The sequence below is a fragment of the Paraburkholderia sp. BL10I2N1 genome, from assembly GCF_004361815.1.
Taxonomy (GTDB): domain Bacteria; phylum Pseudomonadota; class Gammaproteobacteria; order Burkholderiales; family Burkholderiaceae; genus Paraburkholderia.
Genome location: NZ_SNWA01000004.1, coordinates 329269 through 346158 on the forward strand (window position 1 = coordinate 329269; position 16890 = coordinate 346158).

General features: G+C 60.3%; 15 protein-coding genes and 1 pseudogene. 13 read left to right on the plus strand and 3 right to left on the minus strand.

Features of this window, described 5'->3' with window-relative positions:
* The first annotated feature begins 2 nt into the window (after positions 1-2).
* Positions 3-824 carry an IS5 family transposase gene (locus tag B0G77_RS42850; protein ID WP_243751541.1) on the plus strand — a complete coding sequence of 274 codons (822 nt, stop codon included), beginning with the start codon at positions 3-5 and terminating at the stop codon, positions 822-824.
* A gap of 453 nt (positions 825-1277) precedes the next feature.
* Here the strand turns inward: B0G77_RS42850 and B0G77_RS42855 are convergent, their stop codons facing one another.
* Entirely contained in the window at positions 1278-2018 is a 741-nt protein-coding gene (locus B0G77_RS42855; RefSeq protein ID WP_133667891.1) for a FadR/GntR family transcriptional regulator, read from the minus strand.
* A gap of 240 nt (positions 2019-2258) precedes the next feature.
* On the opposite strand from B0G77_RS42855, the gene B0G77_RS42860 reads away from it, so the two are divergent.
* The 12 genes and pseudogenes from B0G77_RS42860 to dctA all read left to right on the plus strand — a co-directional run bounded on the left by B0G77_RS42860 (position 2259) and on the right by dctA (position 14654).
* Positions 2259-3806: a sugar ABC transporter ATP-binding protein gene (locus tag B0G77_RS42860; protein WP_243751551.1), complete on the plus strand. Its 1548-nt coding sequence runs from the start codon at positions 2259-2261 to the stop codon at positions 3804-3806.
* Positions 3799-4827, plus strand: a complete 1029-nt coding sequence (locus B0G77_RS42865) for an ABC transporter permease (RefSeq protein WP_133667892.1) — start codon at positions 3799-3801, stop codon at positions 4825-4827. The genes B0G77_RS42860 and B0G77_RS42865 overlap by 8 nt, the downstream gene beginning before the upstream one ends.
* A 68-nt stretch (positions 4828-4895) precedes the next feature.
* Positions 4896-5840: an ABC transporter substrate-binding protein gene (locus B0G77_RS42870; protein WP_133667893.1), complete on the plus strand. Its 945-nt coding sequence runs from the start codon at positions 4896-4898 to the stop codon at positions 5838-5840.
* A gap of 113 nt (positions 5841-5953) precedes the next feature.
* Positions 5954-6970 carry an aldo/keto reductase gene (locus B0G77_RS42875; RefSeq protein WP_133667894.1) on the plus strand — a complete coding sequence of 339 codons (1017 nt, stop codon included), beginning with the start codon at positions 5954-5956 and terminating at the stop codon, positions 6968-6970.
* 24 nt (positions 6971-6994) lie between these two features.
* Complete coding sequence (locus tag B0G77_RS42880; protein WP_279571403.1) at positions 6995-7363, plus strand: amidohydrolase family protein; 369 nt, start codon at positions 6995-6997, stop codon at positions 7361-7363.
* A 10-nt stretch (positions 7364-7373) separates the two neighbouring features.
* Entirely contained in the window at positions 7374-7703 is a 330-nt protein-coding gene (locus tag B0G77_RS42885; RefSeq protein ID WP_133667895.1) for an L-rhamnose mutarotase, read from the plus strand.
* A gap of 112 nt (positions 7704-7815) precedes the next feature.
* Positions 7816-8826, plus strand: a complete 1011-nt coding sequence (locus tag B0G77_RS42890) for a zinc-binding alcohol dehydrogenase family protein (protein ID WP_133667896.1) — start codon at positions 7816-7818, stop codon at positions 8824-8826.
* Positions 8827-8851: 25 nt separating this feature from the next.
* A complete protein-coding gene (locus tag B0G77_RS42895; protein WP_133667897.1) occupies positions 8852-9985 on the plus strand; it encodes a mannitol dehydrogenase family protein in 1134 nt (377 codons plus the stop codon).
* Positions 9986-10010: 25 nt separating this feature from the next.
* Positions 10011-11534 (plus strand): altronate dehydratase family protein, encoded by a 1524-nt coding sequence (locus B0G77_RS42900; RefSeq protein WP_208116608.1) that lies wholly within the window; start codon positions 10011-10013, stop codon positions 11532-11534.
* Between the two features lie 77 nt (positions 11535-11611).
* Positions 11612-11839, plus strand: coding sequence for a hypothetical protein (locus B0G77_RS42905; protein WP_133667899.1), 228 nt, complete (start codon positions 11612-11614; stop codon positions 11837-11839).
* A 586-nt stretch (positions 11840-12425) separates the two neighbouring features.
* Positions 12426-13355 carry a LysR family transcriptional regulator gene (locus B0G77_RS42910; RefSeq protein WP_133667900.1) on the plus strand — a complete coding sequence of 310 codons (930 nt, stop codon included), beginning with the start codon at positions 12426-12428 and terminating at the stop codon, positions 13353-13355.
* Positions 13352-14654: pseudogene (gene dctA / locus B0G77_RS42915) on the plus strand (C4-dicarboxylate transporter DctA). The gene B0G77_RS42910 and the pseudogene dctA overlap by 4 nt, the downstream one beginning before the upstream one ends.
* Positions 14655-14669: 15 nt before the next feature.
* Here dctA and B0G77_RS42920 read toward each other — a convergent pair.
* Both B0G77_RS42920 and B0G77_RS42925 read right to left on the minus strand, forming a co-directional pair.
* Positions 14670-15452 (minus strand): substrate-binding domain-containing protein, encoded by a 783-nt coding sequence (locus tag B0G77_RS42920; RefSeq protein ID WP_133667902.1) that lies wholly within the window; start codon positions 15450-15452, stop codon positions 14670-14672.
* Between the two features lie 45 nt (positions 15453-15497).
* Entirely contained in the window at positions 15498-16796 is a 1299-nt protein-coding gene (locus B0G77_RS42925; protein WP_133667903.1) for an MFS transporter, read from the minus strand.
* Between the last annotated feature and the right edge of the window lie 94 nt (positions 16797-16890).

Here is a 16890-nt window from a genome sequence, read left to right on the forward strand (position 1 = left end):
GATTGCGCCTGGAGCAGTTCGAGCAATTTGTCTGGCCGCATCTGAGCCTGGGCCGTCGCGGACCTCCCCCCACGCTGGCCTTGCACAAGATCTTCAACTACATCCTGCAGGCACTGTACATGGGTTGTCAATGGAAGATGCTGCCGATCGACGGGAATGCAGAAGGTCACCCTGAAATCCACTATACGCGCATCTACCGAACGTTTCGTCGCTGGCAGGCCGATGGTTGCATCGATGCCATCTTTTCTGGCTCGGTGCAGCAACTTCACCAGGACCAACTGCTTGACCTTTCGGTCATCCACGGCGACGGCACCACGACGGCGGCGAAGAAAGGCGGCGACAATCTCGGATATAGCGGGCACAAGCATATGAATGGCGACAAGGTGGTGGCCTTGTGCGATCGCAACTGCAACGTCATTGCTCCATTCATCAGCGCTCCCGGCAACCACAACGAATCACCGCTGTTGCGCGACGCGCTGCCCAGCCTCACCGCCATGGCCCGCGCCATTGGCGCGGACCAGCACGGTTCAATCGTCAGCCTGGATGGCGTCTACGACTGCAGGGCCAACCGCAAGGCGATCTTCAATCGCGGCATGACCCCGAACATCCCCGAGAATCCGCGCGGACGCAAAACGCCGAAACGGGGCCGCAAGCAGCGCTATGATCCGGCCATCTTCGAGGAGCGCTTCAGGACCATTGAGCGGGTCTTCGCCTGGGAGGACAAGTTCCGCCGTCTGCTGCTGCGCTTTGAGCGCATCAGTGACGTTCACTACGCGTTCAAGGCGCTTGCCTATACGATGATCAACCTGCGCCACTACTGCTGAATCAGCGCGGGGCCCGCACTTCACTGACGGCGCTACGCGCCATGATTGCCCACGCCTGTTGCATTCGCATTCCTGATTATAATTCACACTTCGATATCGAGATACCTGTCGCTTTTCACAACGATGTGCCTGGCTTCGCACGATCACCAACGGTCACCGTAGTTCTTCCGTTCGCAATGGGCGGAAACCCGCAACCAGTTCTGTCAAAATTATGCGAGTAGGGTTTTGCCGGGGCGAGCTGATCTGTGGAACTGTTTGGGGTTCGTCGGGCCCCATCCTGATGTCGACGATGCTCCGGCGTTCTTGAAAACGCAAGCACAGGTGAGTCCGACACCCGGCCACCCATCTCACGACAATGACTGACATGTCGCCGGCTCTGATGTGATGGACGACTCCCGCCCTTCGGGGCACCTTTTTACGTGACCTCCAAGGAGGTGAAATTTCGGGGGAAGCTCAACCCAGTCGTACGCGGCCAGCTTTACCGTCCGCATCGTTGAGCGCAACTTTCTTGATGTCACTTCCGACCCAACGCTCTTCAGAAGACTTCAGATGCGATCGCATCGCCGCTTCTGCAGCAATGGGGTCTCCCGCTTGCAGCGCATGCAGGACTTTTTCGTGCTCTTCAACGGCAGCCATCCATGTGGCTGTATTTTCGGCGAGTTCGCTAATCCTCGCCCCGATCGGATCGCGCCGCGCGTCAAACAGATCGGCCACATACCGGCTCAACACCGTATTGCCGGCCGCTTCCGCAATGATCAGGTGGAACTGCCGGTCCGGTTCCAGAGGAGATTTGTTGGCAGAGGCGAGGCGATGCATCGCATCCACGCTGCGCCGCAACCGGTCCAGAGAGGCGGCCGTAAGCCGCGTGCTGGCGAGCACGACGAGGCTGCCTTCGATCACGGCCCGCGCCTGCATGATTTCCGTCGGACTTTCGCCTAATACAGCCAGTGAGCCTTCACTTTCGTTTGCAGTTTCGAGCACATAGACGCCCGAACCCATGCGGGTCTCGACGTTGCCGCCGATTTCCAGTGCGATCAACGCCTCGCGCAGTGACGGGCGCGAAACACCCAGTTGCTGCGACAACTCGCGCTCCGGCGGCAGTCTAGACCCCGGAGGGAAATCGCCTCCGTGGATGAGGCCGCGAATCTGGTCGGCGACCAATTGGTAAAGCCGCTTTGGCTCGGTTTGTTTCATCTTGCTGGCAGAAGGAAAAGTGGCCCGGTCGCCTGTCGCCCGACGATCAAGTCTATCACGCAAGCTCCAGCAAGTTTTCCGCGTATTCGATAGGAAGGATGCGGGTTTGTGCCGGGTAAGGCCAATCTAGACATTACGAAAATTGGCTTGACCAAATGTGGTTTTTATTCTCTAATCTGCCTCATATTGGCCTGACCAGCACCAGCGCCGCATTCAAGGAAGGAGACACGCGTGACAGATTTGAGCGCTGAACTGGCCCCCCGCGCGGTGGACGGCTCCGCTTCGAAGGAACCCCCGGAGCTATTGAAACTCAGCGGGCTGGGCAAGCGCTTTCCCGGTGTCGTTGCACTGGAGGACGTGCACTTCGAACTGCGCCGCGGCGAAGTCCATGCGATTTGCGGCGAAAACGGCGCCGGCAAGTCGACGCTGATGAAAATCGTCAGCGGTCAATACCAGCCGGATGCAGGCACGATCGTTTTTCGCGGCATGGAAAGGCGGTTCGCGTCGTCACTCGAGGCACAGGAAGCAGGCATTGCGATCATTCACCAGGAACTGAATCTGGTGCCGCACCTTTCGGTTGCGGAAAACATCTACCTCGCACGCGAGCCCAAACGCGGGCCGTTCATCGACCGGGCACAACTGAATGGGAACGCCCAGCGCGCGCTCGCCCGCATCGGATTGTCGTTGCCGCCCACCAGGCAGGTGGGGACGCTTTCGATCGCCCAGCAACAGATGGTCGAAATCGCCAAGGCTCTCTCGCTCGACGCCCAGGTGCTGATCATGGACGAACCCACTTCGTCGCTCACGGAATCCGAAACCATGCACCTGTTCCGGATCATCAAGGAGTTGCGCGAGAGCGGGGTCGGCATCGTCTACATCTCTCATCGTCTCGATGAAATGAAGCAGATCGTCGACCGCGTGACGGTGCTGCGCGACGGACACCACATTTCAACGGACGATTTCGCGACGACCAGCATGGACGAGATCGTTGCGCGGATGGTCGGCCGGGCGCTGAATGATGCGTACCCGCCGCGCCGCTCGGTTCCGACGCAGGACGTGCTGCTGCGTGTCGACAATCTGTCGCGCGCACCGGCATTCGGGCCGGTTTCGTTCGAACTGAGGCGAGGCGAGATTCTCGGCTTCGCCGGTTTGATGGGCGCAGGCCGGACCGAAGTGGCACGGGCGATTTTTGGTGCCGACCAACCGGACGGCGGCGAGATTCATATCGGGAGCGAGCGCGTCTCGATCCGCTCGCCTATCGATGCGATTCGCCACGGTATCGCGTATCTGTCGGAAGACCGCAAGAGCGACGGCCTCGCGCTGAAGATGCCGGTCGCGACCAACATCACGCTGGCCAATATCGAAGCGGTGTCGGGGCGCGCGGGCTTCATCCGCTTTGCCGAAGAAACGGCCATCGCACGGCGTTACGTCGAAACGCTCGGGATCCGCACGCCGACGGTTCATCAACTCACGCGCAACCTGTCCGGCGGCAATCAGCAGAAGGTTGTCATCGGCAAATGGCTGTTTCGCGATTCGAAGATTCTGTTTTTCGACGAGCCCACGCGCGGCATCGATGTCGGCGCGAAATACGCGATCTATACGCTGATGGATCAGCTCGCCGCGCAGGGCATCGGCGTCGTGCTGATCAGTTCGGAATTGCCTGAAATTCTCGGCATGTCCGATCGCGTCGCGGTATTCCACGAAGGCCGGATCGCCACGATCCTGGAGACGCGCCACACCAATCAGGAAGAAATCATGCACTTCGCATCGGGACGAAATCATGCTTGAAATAACATCCGAACAGACCACTACTGTCGACACCAGCGCGAAGCTCCGGCGTCGCGACCTGATTCAGAAATTTGCCGCGCTCGGCAGTCTGATCATGCTGGTGGTCGTCTTTTCATTGACCAGTTCCGCTTTCTTCTCGGTCGACAATGGCATGACAGTGGCCTTGCAGGTGACGTCGATTGCCTATCTCGGCGTCGCGGCAACCTGCGTGATCATTACTGGCGGAATCGACCTGTCCGTGGGTTCCGTACTCGCGCTGTCTGGTGTGGTCGCCGCGTTGCTCGTCAAGGCTGGCGTGCCGATTCCTCTCGGCATGCTCGGCGGCGTCGTGGTGGGCGGCCTATGTGGATTCGTTAATGGCCTGTGCGTCACGCGTATGGGTCTGCCGCCTTTTATCGCCACGCTCGGCATGATGCTGGTCGCGCGTGGTCTCGCGCTTCAGATCACTGGCGCGCGCCCGGTTTCGGGACTTGGCGACGCGTTCGGCGAACTCGGAAATGGCGCGTTGTTCCGCATCTCGCACATCGGGGCTGACGGGTTCCCCGATACGGTATTTCCGGGGATTCCATATCCCGTGATCATCATGGTCGTGCTGGCGGTGGCCGTGTCGATCATGCTGACGCGTACCTCGCTTGGCCGCCACATCTACGCAGTCGGATCGAACGCCGAAGCCGCGCGGCTCTCCGGCGTCAACGTCCGCCGCGTCACTTTGATTACCTATGTGCTGTCCGGCGTGCTCGCCGGTCTGACGGGCTGCGTGCTGATGTCGCGCCTCGTCACGGCGCAACCGAACGAAGGCGTCATGTACGAACTCGATGCGATCGCCAGTGCCGTGATTGGCGGCACCTCGCTGATGGGCGGTGTCGGCACGATCTCCGGTACGGCTATCGGTGCATTCGTCATTGGCGTACTGCGCAACGGCCTGAATATGAACGGCGTATCTAGTTTTATCCAGCAGATCATCATCGGACTGGTCATTCTCGGCACGGTCTGGATCGACCAGATCAGAAACCGTCGATAAAGCACATCGAATGATGCTATTCGAGAAGTCCAACAAAGCAGTGCAATCACCAACCCAAGGAGTGAGACATGAGAAAGACGTATCTGGCATTGGCCGCCGCACTTTTGACCGCTGTGACGGTGCATGCGAATGCGGCGAGCGGAGAGATCGCCGTGATTGTCAAGACGGCCAACTCGAATTTTTGGCAGAACGTGCAAAAGGGTGCAACGGAGGGCATGAAAGGGCTGAACGGCTACACGATGACGTTTCAGGGACCGGCGACCGAGTCCGCCGTGGCCGACGAGGTCAATATGGTCGAGAACGCGGTGAACCGGCATGTCGCGGCGATCGTGCTCGCGCCGTCCGATCCCGACGCACTGGTCCCGGCTATGAAGAAGGCCTGGGAGGCAAAAATTCCGGTTGTCCTGATCGATTCGCTCGTGTCCGATTCCGGCAAGCAGTATTACCAGTCGTTTCTCTCGACCGATAACGCCAAGGCCGGTGAGTTGTGCGCGAAAGCGATGATCGACCGTGTCGGACAGACGGGGAAAGTCGCTGTGATGTCGTACGTCGCCGGCGCGGGTTCCGAGATTGGCCGCGTGGGTGGGTTCAGGAAGTATCTCGCGCAGCACTCGAAGCTGCAGATTGTCGGACCGTTCTACTCGCAGTCGCAGATGGCGACCGCGCTCAATCAGACGACCGACGTGCTGTCGGCCAATCCGGATCTGAAGGGCATCTTCGGTGCGAATGAACCGACTGCTGTGGGGATGGGGCGCGCGTTGGCGCAGTCCGGGAAAGCGGGCAAGGTCGTCGCGATCGGCTTTGACGGCAACCAGGACCTCCAGGGCTTCGTCAAGGACGGAACCATCCAGGCCATCGCTGTTCAGGGCTCGTATCAGATGGGCTACAAGGGCGTCAAAACGGCGGTGGATGTCATCGACCACAAACCGGTCGCAAAGCAACTGGATACCGGTGTCGTGATGGTCGAGAAGGACAACATCGATCAGCCCGTCGCGAAGAACGTGTTGTATTGAAGGGCGGCGCGGACGACGCAGAGGGCGTAGTCCGCCCTTAAGGGCCGTGCCGTTCGGGACGCGCTGTAAGGCGTTGAACATCGAGCAACGAGTCGGTGGAGGCGGAATTTCTGATGAAAGCAGGTGATCTTCGTGATCTGTCGCGCGGCGACGTGCAACTGAGCGCACTCGGCATGGGTTGTTCGCAACTTGGCGGCCTGTATCGCACGATGCCGCCGCAACAGGCGCGCGCACTGATGGACGAAGCATGGTCGCTTGGTCTGCGCTACTTCGACACTGCGCCGTTCTACGGGTACACGCTTTCGGAGCGCCGCGTGGGCGACGCGTTGTCAGCGCGGCCACGCAACGAGTTCGTGCTGAGTACGAAAGTGGGCAGGCTTCTTCGGCCGGACCCGACTGTTCAATGCGGCGACGACGGGTGGGCCGAGCCGCTTCCTTTCCGGCCGCATTACGACTACAGCTTCGATGGCGTCATGCGGTCTTTCGAAGACAGCCAGCAGCGTCTCGGCTTTCCGCAGATCGATCTGCTGTATGTGCATGACGTCGGTCGGATGACGCATGGGGATGCAAACGTCGAATTCTGGAAACAGCTGACCGAGGGAGGGGGCTTTCTCGCACTCGACACGCTGCGTAGTGCAGGGCTGGTCAAAGCCATCGGCCTTGGCGTGAATGAATGGCAGGTGGTGCATGACGCCATGCAGGAGATACAGCTCGATGTGACGTTACTCGCGGGCCGTTATACGCTCCTCGAGCAGGATTGTCTCTCTCCGTTTCTCGACGATTGCGTGCGGCACGGAAATTCGATCGTGGTCGGCGGCGTGTTCAATTCCGGCGTGCTGGCAGGTAATGGCAAGTTCAATTACGGGGACGCCCCCGCCGGTGTCGTGTCGCGCGTCCATCGGCTGGCTGATGTTTGCCGCGAATTCGAGGTTCCGTTACCCGCTGCGGCACTGCAGTTTCCGCTTGCGCATCCCGCGGTTGTGTCGTGCGTGGTGGGCGCGCGCAGTGTCGAACAACTCCGGCAGAACGTCGCGTGGTTTGAGCAGGCGCTGCCGGCCGGATTGTGGCAAGAACTGAAGTCGAATGGTCTGATTGCAGACACCGCACCTGTGGCCGAGGGGGTCCAGTGAGCCTGCGTATCGACGCACATCACCATTTCTGGCAATCATGCGGCCAAGCCACTGATCGCTATCGGCCAACTGGAGCCGTGGCGAACCGACATGGCAGATCTGGCCAGACTCGAAAATGTACATTGCAAGCTGTCCGGCTTATGGACGGAAGCGCCGCCAGATATTGGCGTTGCTGCTTTCGAGCCCTATGTGGAGACGCTATTTTCGCTGTTCGGCCCGCGCCGTCTTCTGTGGGGAAGTGACTGGCCTGTCCAGCGGCTCGCGACACATTTGGGCGACTACGCTGGTTGGCTTGCCGCCTGTGAAGACTACTGTGACCGGTATGCGGGCGATGAGGACAAAGACGCTGTATTCGGCGGCAATGCTTATCGCTTCTACCGGCTCGAAGAATAGGGAGAGTGTGATGCAACAAATGGGAATGGTCATCGGTATCGATCCGCAGCACATCGACGAATACAAACGCCTGCATGCGCAGGTGTGGCCGACGGTGCTCGATCGCCTGAAACGCTCGAATGTCACCCGCTACTCGATTTTCCTGCGGGAGCCCGAGAACCTGTTGTTCGGTTACTGGGAATACGTTGGGACAGACTATGAAAGCGATATGGCCGAGATCGCGGGCGACCCGGAAACACAACGTTGGTGGAGCTTGTGCAGTCCGTGCCAGAAGCCGTTGCCGAGCCGTGCGTCGTCGGAACACTGGGCACGGATGGAACAGGTCTTTTACCTCGAATAGTGTTGTCCCGACATCGCACTCGTTGACCTCGCCGCCAAGAGACGAATTAATCGAACTCGCATCGAAACCGCACCATGGCTTCGCGGGTTCCGCACCTGAAAAAGGAAACCTCATGCTCACTGTTATTTGTGAAACTCCTGGCGTACTACGCGCTGAGACGCGCGCAAGGCCATTGCGCGACCGCGGCGAAGTGTTGCTACGAGTGCGACGCGTCGGCGTATGCGGCACTGACCTGCACATTTTTACCGGCAATCAACCATTTCTCGCCTACCCTCGCGTGATGGGACACGAACTGTCGGGGACGGTCGAAGAAGCCGATGCGGATTCCGGCCTGACCGTCGGCGACCCGGTCTACGTGATGCCCTATCTGTCATGCGGTCAGTGCATTGCCTGCAGGAACGGAAAAACGAATTGCTGCGTGAATATTCAGGTATTGGGCGTGCATCGGGATGGCGCATTGACGGAGTATCTAAGTTTGCCCCGTCAGTTCGTTCACAAGGCTGAAGGAATCACACTCGATCAGGCGGCAATGATCGAGTTTCTCGCCATTGGCGCGCACGCGGTTCGGCGCGCAGACGTTCAGACTGGACAGCGCGTGCTGGTAGTCGGTGCGGGTCCGATCGGTATGGCCGCAATGATCTTCTCACGCCTGCGCGGGGCCACGGTGACGGCACTCGATACACGGCTCGATCGTCTGAATTTCTGCGCCGGGCAAATCGAAGTGGCGGCTACCGTGCAGATCGGTGATGCCGACGTCGACGAGCTGACGAGACTCACCGACGGTGAATTCTTCGATGTGGTCTTCGATGCGACGGGCAATCCCTCTGCCATGGAGCGTGGCTTCGAGTTTATTGCGCACGGCGGAAAATACGTGCTGATCTCCGTGGTGCGAGACAAGATCACTTTCTCTGATCCGGAGTTCCACAAGCGCGAAGCCACCCTGATTGGAAGCCGCAATGCGACTGCGGAGGATTTCGAAACGGTGCTCAGGGCCATGCGCGCCGGCCAGGTGCCCGATGCGGCACTCAACACGCACCGGATGAAACTTGCCGATGTCCCTGCGGAATTTTCGAAACTGCTCGAGCCGTCCGCGGGCGTAGTGAAAGCCATCGTCGAATGCTGACTCTGACGCATATCGGATATTTGCCATGAGCCAGCCAATTCTCCAGTTCGGCACTAGCCGCTTTCTTCAGGCGCATGTCGACCTGTTTGTTTCGGAAGCCATGACACGGGGCGCCGCGCTCGGTGGCATCACGGTCGTGCAGACCACCAGCAGCGAGTCCAGTCAGAAGCGAATTGCGGCGCTGGCAGAGGGCGGGCCATATCCGGTACGGATTCGAGGTATGCGCCGCGGAGTGCCGGTGGACGAGATGCTGAGCGGCAACGCGGTGCGCGCAGCATGGCACGCCGAGACTCATTGGGCACAGGTGCGGGACGCCGTAGCAGAACACGTCGAAGTGATTGTTTCCAATACGGGGGACAGGGGATTCTGTCTTGATGACCGGGATACCGCGGCGCTCGTGACTCACCCGGAGTGCGTGCCACATAGCTTTCCGGCCAAGCTGCTGACGTTGCTGCATGCCCGTTGGGAACGAAACCCTGATGCGCCGCTCTCCCTTTTTCCATGCGAACTCGTTGTCAAGAACGGCGATACGCTGCGCGAACTTGTTGTGACTCTCGCGGCAAAGTGGCGGTTGCCGGAGCCGTTCACTACCTACCTTCGAACGCATTGCATATGGGCCAATTCGCTCGTCGACCGCATTGTTTCGCAGGCGATTGAACCGGTAGGCGCAGTTGCCGAACCGTATGCGCTTTGGGCGATCGAGCAGCAATCGGGACTGGTTCTACCCTGCACACACGAGAACATCGTTTTGACTGACGACCTGCAGCGCTTCGAGCGTCTGAAGCTGTTCCTGCTCAATCTCGGTCATAGCTATCTGGCGGAGCGCTGGCTGGAGGACCGCAGGCCGGTTGACGAGACCGTATGTCAGGCAATGAACGACCCGATCCTGCGCGCCGGCCTGGAAACTGTCTGGGCAGAAGACGTGCTCTCGACATTTGCGGCGCTGGGCCACCGCGAGCAGGCTCTGACCTATCTCGTCGAGCTACGTGATCGCCTGCTCAATCCGTTCCTTGAGCACCGGATAGCGGACATCGCGCAGAATCACACAGAAAAATTGCAGCGGCGTTTTCTGCCACTGGTGCAACTTGCCGACAAACTCGGCGTGAAGCCTGGGCCGCTGCGAATACGCGCGATGCTGGAGCGCGTCGCATCGGTTTAGGAACTGCCTCGGGAAAGTCATGAACATGGAATCGGACTCTTTTATTCTCCTGCGCGAACAGGACAATGTCGCGGTCGCACGTCACGCTGTGCCGGCCGGGGTCGAGGTGAATCTCGGAGCGGCGACGTTGCGCACGCGTGCGTCGATCCCGTCTGGCCACAAAGTGGCTGTACGCCTCATTGAAAAGGGCGTTGCCGTTCTGAAGTACGGGCAGGTCATCGGTGTCGCGATGCGCGATATTGAGGCAGGGGAGCATGTTCATACCCATAACGTCGGGATGAGCGCGGTCGGTCACGAACCCACCAGCGGTAGCGCTTTCGAAGCGACTGAAGTGAACGGCTCGCCGGCAACGTTTCGGGGATATGTGCGAGCCAATGGAGACGTTGGTACACGAAACTTTATCGGCGTGATCGCGAGCGTAAATTGCTCGGCAACCGTATGCCGGCATATCGGCGAGGCCTTTAAGGACAATGCGCTCAAGGCGTTTCCATCAGTCGACGGAGTCGTGGCTATCACACATGGCAGCGGCTGCGGCATGGCCGGGTCAGGCGAGGGTATCGAATTGCTGCGCCGTACCTTGCGCGGGTACGCGAACAATCCCAACTTCGCAGGCGTGTTGCTGGTCGGCCTCGGCTGCGAAGTGAATCAGATCGCGCCGTTGGTCGATACCTTGGCGGGCAGAGAAGACGGGTTGATCGCCACGCTGACGATTCAGGAAGAGGGCGGAACGCGTGAAACCATTCAAAGGGGCATCGAGATCGTCGGCAACATGCTGACGCTCGCCGATCGCGCGATCCGCAGTACCGTGTCGGCCGCGCACCTGAAAGTCGGGCTGCAGTGCGGCGGTTCGGACGGGTACTCGGGGATCAGCGCCAATCCCGCACTGGGTTGCGCCGTTGATCTTCTGGTGCGCAATGGAGGAACGGCCATACTGTCCGAAACGCCGGAGATATATGGTGCGGAGCACCTGCTGACGTCGCGTGCGGCCTCGCCACGGGTGGCGGACAAGCTATTGGGAAAGCTGCGCTGGTGGGAAGCGTATACGCGCACCCATCACGGTGACATGAACAACAATCCCTCGCCGGGCAATAAGGCCGGAGGGATTACGACCATTCTGGAAAAATCACTGGGTGCGGTCGCCAAGGGCGGCAGTACGGGTTTGATGGAGGTGTATGAATACGCCGAAGCCGTCACGCAGCACGGACTGGTTTTCATGGACACCCCTGGCTATGACCCGGTATCGGCGACGGGGCAGGTCGCTGGCGGGGCGAACCTGATCTGTTTCACCACGGGCCGTGGGTCAGTGTACGGGTGCAAACCGACGCCCTCGCTGAAGCTCGCCACGAACACCCGGATGTTCGAGCAGATGAGTATGGATATGGATTTCAACTGTGGAGCGATCGTTGATGGAACGTTTGGCATTGCTCAGGCTGGAGCCCAGATATTCCAGTTGATGCTGGACACGGCGTCAGGAAGAAAAACCTGTAGCGAGCAGCATGGCATGGGAGACAGCGAGTTTGTTCCGTGGCAACTCGGCGCTGTCATGTGAAAGCAGGCGAGTCCCCCGAGATGCGAAGGCCATTTTACGGTTCGAGAATCGATACCGTTTTTAGACGGAGGTGCCACATGCCCATGACCCAATCGTCCGACAGCCCGGACGTCACAGAGGCTGACTACACCTTGCTGGTGGATGCGTTGTCGTCGCTTTTGAGAGAACGGTCTTCTGCGCTGCAAATTGCTACTGAAGTCGCGAAAAAAAGAGGGCTTGCGGCGCCGAACGTGTGGGACTTCGGACTCCCCGACATCCTGCGGCTGCGTCGCGTGTGGGAAGTGGCCAGTCGGACTTCCACCTGATTTCACGATTTGGCTCCCGGCGTCAGGATAGCTATCGTGCCTTGCAGCGGAGGAACAGCGACGATGTGCACTGTATCCAATTCGGGGATTGCAGTCCAGATACGGCGTCGTCGCGCAGTGACCTATCTGTCACCCGATCTCAGTGCGTTGATCTGTTTACGCGATCAATGCGTTTTCGGGGTCAACGTCTTTCTCGTGCGAAAACTGGCGGTTAGGTCCTAAAAATCGATGTTGGTCGAAGACTTACAGAATCGGGCGTTACGCGAAACCCGCAGAGCCTCGGAGCGTTGCCGCAGGCGGCTGTGCGGGGGCACCGCTACATACCCCCACGACAAGGACGATAACCCCCGATTACGCGTTCGCAGTCGCGCAGCAGTCGGCCGCATCGCGGCATGTCCAACTCTTCTTCGCACCAGCGGTGCCGTGCCGTGTATTCGACTATCGCGTCTCGTCGAGTGATCGTTCGGGTCAACCCTTGATCCCGACTCCGGTAGGCCCTCGCGCGCTATCACCGAGTGTTGTCCTCGATGGGCGCTTTCACCCGCATCATGCAAAATAGCGACATCGAAAATGCGGAGAATGTCCTGTGGGTGTCAACTTCGACCTGAACGATCTGCAGGCGTTTCGAGCCGTCGTGGAGTTGGGAAGCTTCCGCAAAGCAGCGGAGTCGGTCAATATTTCCCAGCCAGCGCTGAGCCGGCGCATCGAGAAGCTCGAAGCGGCGCTCGGCGTGCGGCTCTTCGAGCGGACCACCCGCAGCGTGACGCTCACCACCATAGGTCGCGTGTTCGCCCCAAGCGCGGAACAACTTCTCGACGATCTCGATGTCGCATTGCTCGGTATTCGCGACGTCTCCAGCAGCCGCCTCGGTCATGTGACCATCGCATGCGTGCCGTCGGTCGCCTACTATTTCCTGCCGAGCGTCGTTGCCGCCTATCACAGCCGCTATCCGCGTATCCGGGTCAAGCTGCTGGACTCGAGCGCCAACGAAGTGCTCGGCTCGGTCATCAGCGGTGAAGCCGATTTCGGCGTCAGCTTCATGGGCAGCCAGGAAACCGAGGTCGAGTTCAAGGTTCTGCTGCAGGAACGGTTCGTCGCCGCGTGCCGTCGCGATCATCCCCTTGCCCGGAAAAAGCAGGTGACCTGGAACGAGCTTTATGAACACGAATATGTATCCGTGGACAAGACTTCCGGCAACCGCCTGCTGCTCGATCAGGCGTTGACCAACGTGGCGCCGGCAGTGCCGAGCGTCTGCGAGACTCGCCATGTCACCACCATGCTCGGCCTGATCGAAGCGGGACTCGGTGTGGCAGCGGTGCCTTCAATGGCAATGCCCATACGCGATCATCCGGTTTTGACCGGCGTGCCGCTCGTCGATCCGGTCGTGACGAGGCGAGTCGGTATTGTCAGACGCCGGGGGCGTCCGCTCGCGCCGGCCGCGCAGCAGTTCTATCAGACGATTCTCGACACGAAGCGCAGCGGCATGGCCCGCGCGGTGAAGAAGACCTCGAAATGACACTGCCAAGGCCATTCCGGCTGCTTTACGTCCAGGTCCTGCTTGGAATGGGGATCGGCATGACCGTCGGCCACTTCTGGCCACAGGTCGGTGCGTCGCTGAAACCGCTCAGCGATGCGTTCGTCGCGCTGGTTCGCATGATGATCGCGCCAATCGTCTTCTGCACGATCGTCATGGGTATCACGTCGCTTGCGAGCGGCTCGAAAATCGGCCGGACCATCGTGAAGGCGCTCGCGTTGTTCTACGTTCTCACTATCGTTGCGCTAGTTCTGGGCCTCGCGACCGCGTTCGCGCTGCATCCGGGTGCGGGACTGCACATCGACGCGCATCATCTGGACACGGCCATTCTGGCGCAGTATTCGACGCGCACGCAGTCGCACGGGCTCGTCGAGTTCGCACTGCATCTGATTCCGGAGACGCTCGTCGGCGCCTTCGAGAAAGGCGAGGTTCTGCCGGTCCTGCTGCTTGCCATTCTGTTCGGCTTCGCATTGAACGCCGGCGGAAGCGCCGGCCGGCGAGGGCAGGAATTCATCGATAGCGTCGCACACGTGCTGTTCCGCATCCTCGCGCTGATCATGCGGCTTGCCCCCGTCGGGGCATTCGGCGCGATGGCGTTCACGGTGGGCCGTTTCGGCATCCATTCGATTGGCTCGCTCGGCATGCTGATGTTGTCGTTCTATGCGGCGTGCCTGCTGTTCGTCGTCTGCGTGCTCGGTCCCCTCACAAGCCTGCATCGCTTCTCCCTCTGGCGTTTGCTGCGCTACATTCGCGAGGAACTCGTCATCGTGCTCGCGACGTCGTCGACCGAACCGGTGCTGCCGCGCCTCATCGTCAAGCTCGAAGCGCTTGGCTGCGACAAGGGCATCGTGGGTCTCGTGCTGCCCGCCGGCTATTCCTTCAATCTCGACGGCACGGCGATCTACCTGACGCTCACCTCGATGTTCATCGCGCAAGCGTGCGATGTACACCTCTCGGGCGGCCAGATTGCGACGATGCTCCTGGTCATGCTGATCACGTCGAAGGGCGCGGCGGGCGTATCGGGCAGCGGACTGGTTGCGCTCGTCGCGACGCTCGCTGTCATTCCCGATCTGCCGGTTGCAGGCGTCGCGTTACTGGTGGGCATCGATCGCTTTATGTCCGAGGCGCGTGCCCTGACGAGCGTGATCAGCAACGCCTGCGCGGTGATCTTCGTCTCGATGTGGGAGCGCCGCCTGCGACCGAACGCGTCTGAAGGATGCATTGAGCCTGGCGCATGAGCCCGAAGAAGCCTTCGATCAGCCCGCCGACCTGCCGGGCTGAGTCGTTGCCGTCGTCTCAATGCGTGGCGACGGAATCGAGCCCGGTCGATGTCACCTCCGGCTGCACGGCGGGCGACGCGAGATAGTCGAGCAGCGCTTTCGCCTCCTTCGGATGCTGCGCGCCGACCGGTATGCCGGCCGCAAAGCGGGTGACGGACTGCATCGACTCCGGAATCTTGCCGACGTAAGCCGCGCCCTTCACCGGGAGCAACTCGCTCACCTGCTGAAATCCCACTTCGTAGTCGCCGGTTGCAACCACCGACGCTACCGGGATCTTCGGGATCATCTTCGCCTTGGTCTTCACCTGTTCCTCGATGCCGAGACGCTTGAACAACTCGCGCTCGATATAGACGCCGCTCGCGCTATCCGAGTAAGCGATCGACCGGGCATGCAGCAAGGTTTGCTTGAGCGCCGCCTCAGACCCGATGTCGGGCTTCGGCGCGCCATCGCGCACGACCATGCCGATGCGTGAATCCGCGAGCTCGACGCGCGAATCGGGGATCACCTTGCCTTGTTTGATGAGGTCATCGAGCGCATAGCCGACCATGATCACCACATCGGCAGGCTCGCCGCGCTGGAGCCGGTTCGGAATGGCCTCCGGCGACTTGCCCATCGAGGGGCCGAGCGCGGTATCAAGCGTATTACCTGTTGACGCCGCAAACTTCGGGCCGAGCAGTTTGTAGGCGGCGGTGAAGCCGCCAGAGCTCATCACGTGCAGATCGGCGGCCTGCACGTTCGCCGCCGCCACGGCGCAGCCGAGCAGCGCAGCGCCGCAGAATTTCAGAAGGAAGGAGTTCATGTTCGAAAGAATGTCTGTCTGAAGTGCGAGAAGGGCGGCAATACTTCAGGATGCCGCACGCAGCGGAACGGAACGACGCCGATAAAGTGCGAGCGTGGCACCGAGCCCGCATACCGCGGCGAAGCTCATCCAATAGCCTGGCGCGGCCTTGTCGCCCGTCATGTGAATGAGCGCGGTCGAGATAACGGGCGTGAAACCACCGAAGACCGCCGTCGCGAGGCTGTAGGCCAAAGAGAATCCAGCGACACGCACTTCGACCGGCATCACTTCGGTGAGCGCGACGACCATCGCGCCGTTATACATGCCGTACATGAACGAGAGCCAGAGCAGCACAAGCAGCATGTTGACGAAGCTCGGCGCATGAGCCAGCAGTGATAGCGCGGGGTAGGCGGTCGCAATCGCCAGGATCGTCATTCCGAGAAGGAGCGGACGGCGTCCGATCCGGTCCGACAGCGCGCCGCCGATCGGCAGCCAGATGAAGTTCGAGATGCCCACGCACAGCGTGACCAGCAGACTATCGGCGGTGCTCAGATGCAGGACCGTCTTGCCAAAGGTCGGCGCATACACCGTGATCAGATAGAAGCTCGTGGTGGTCATGGCGACCAGCAGCACGCCCGCGCTTACGACGGTCCAGTTCTGCACGAGCGTCGTAAACACTTCCTTCATGCTCGGGCGATGCTGGCGCTGTTTGAATTCCTGCGTTTCCTCGAGATTGCGCCGCAATATGAAGATAAAAGGCACGATCATGCAGCCGACGAAGAACGGCACGCGCCATCCCCACGCGGCGATCGCCGCCGTGTCCAGCCACTGATTGAGCGCGAAGCCGAGCGCGGCAGCGATGACGATCGCCACTTGCTGGCTCCCCGACTGCCAGCTCGTGAAGAAACCCTTGTGACCCGGCGTCGCCATCTCTGCGAGATAAACCGATACCCCGCCCAGTTCCGCACCCGCGGAGAAGCCCTGCAGCAGACGGCCAATGAGAACCAGGGCGGGGGCGAATAGTCCGATCGTCGCATAGCCGGGCACGAACGCGATCAGGATGGTGCCGCTCGCCATGATCGACAGCGTGACAATCAGGCCCTTGCGGCGACCGACATCGTCGATATATGCGCCGAGGATGATCGCGCCGAGCGGCCGCATCAGGAAGCCCGCGCCGAACACTGCGAACGTCATCATTAGCGAAGCGAACTCGCTCCCCGCCGGGAAAAAGACCGCGGCAATCTGCGTGGCATAGAAGCCGAACAGGAAGAAGTCAAACTGCTCCAGGAAATTGCCTGCCGTCACGCGTAGCACGGCGGAAGCCTTCGATTGCCCGGGGGCCAGCGGGGATGAGGAGGGATGCATCGAGGTGTCTCCAGAATTTTGAACTTGCGGTGTTCGGGCGATTTGTTGTTTGTCGAATATTCGCCCGAACCGCACGAAACGATAAGTGCTATTT

Excerpts from the sequence above, each read along its gene's own strand:
- B0G77_RS42875 (WP_133667894.1), top strand. The coding sequence starts at position 5,954 with ATGAAAGCAGGTGATCTTCGTGATCTGTCGCGCGGCGACGTGCAACTG.
- B0G77_RS42865 (WP_133667892.1), top strand. The coding sequence starts at position 3,799 with ATGCTTGAAATAACATCCGAACAGACCACTACTGTCGACACCAGCGCG.
- B0G77_RS42885 (WP_133667895.1), top strand. The coding sequence starts at position 7,374 with ATGCAACAAATGGGAATGGTCATCGGTATCGATCCGCAGCACATCGAC.
- B0G77_RS42905 (WP_133667899.1), top strand. The coding sequence starts at position 11,612 with ATGCCCATGACCCAATCGTCCGACAGCCCGGACGTCACAGAGGCTGAC.
- B0G77_RS42925 (WP_133667903.1), bottom strand. The coding sequence starts at position 16,796 with ATGCATCCCTCCTCATCCCCGCTGGCCCCCGGGCAATCGAAGGCTTCC.
- B0G77_RS42855 (WP_133667891.1), bottom strand. The coding sequence starts at position 2,018 with ATGAAACAAACCGAGCCAAAGCGGCTTTACCAATTGGTCGCCGACCAG.
- B0G77_RS42890 (WP_133667896.1), top strand. The coding sequence starts at position 7,816 with ATGCTCACTGTTATTTGTGAAACTCCTGGCGTACTACGCGCTGAGACG.
- B0G77_RS42920 (WP_133667902.1), bottom strand. The coding sequence starts at position 15,452 with ATGAACTCCTTCCTTCTGAAATTCTGCGGCGCTGCGCTGCTCGGCTGC.
- B0G77_RS42870 (WP_133667893.1), top strand. The coding sequence starts at position 4,896 with ATGAGAAAGACGTATCTGGCATTGGCCGCCGCACTTTTGACCGCTGTG.
- B0G77_RS42895 (WP_133667897.1), top strand. The coding sequence starts at position 8,852 with ATGAGCCAGCCAATTCTCCAGTTCGGCACTAGCCGCTTTCTTCAGGCG.
- B0G77_RS42900 (WP_208116608.1), top strand. The coding sequence starts at position 10,011 with ATGGAATCGGACTCTTTTATTCTCCTGCGCGAACAGGACAATGTCGCG.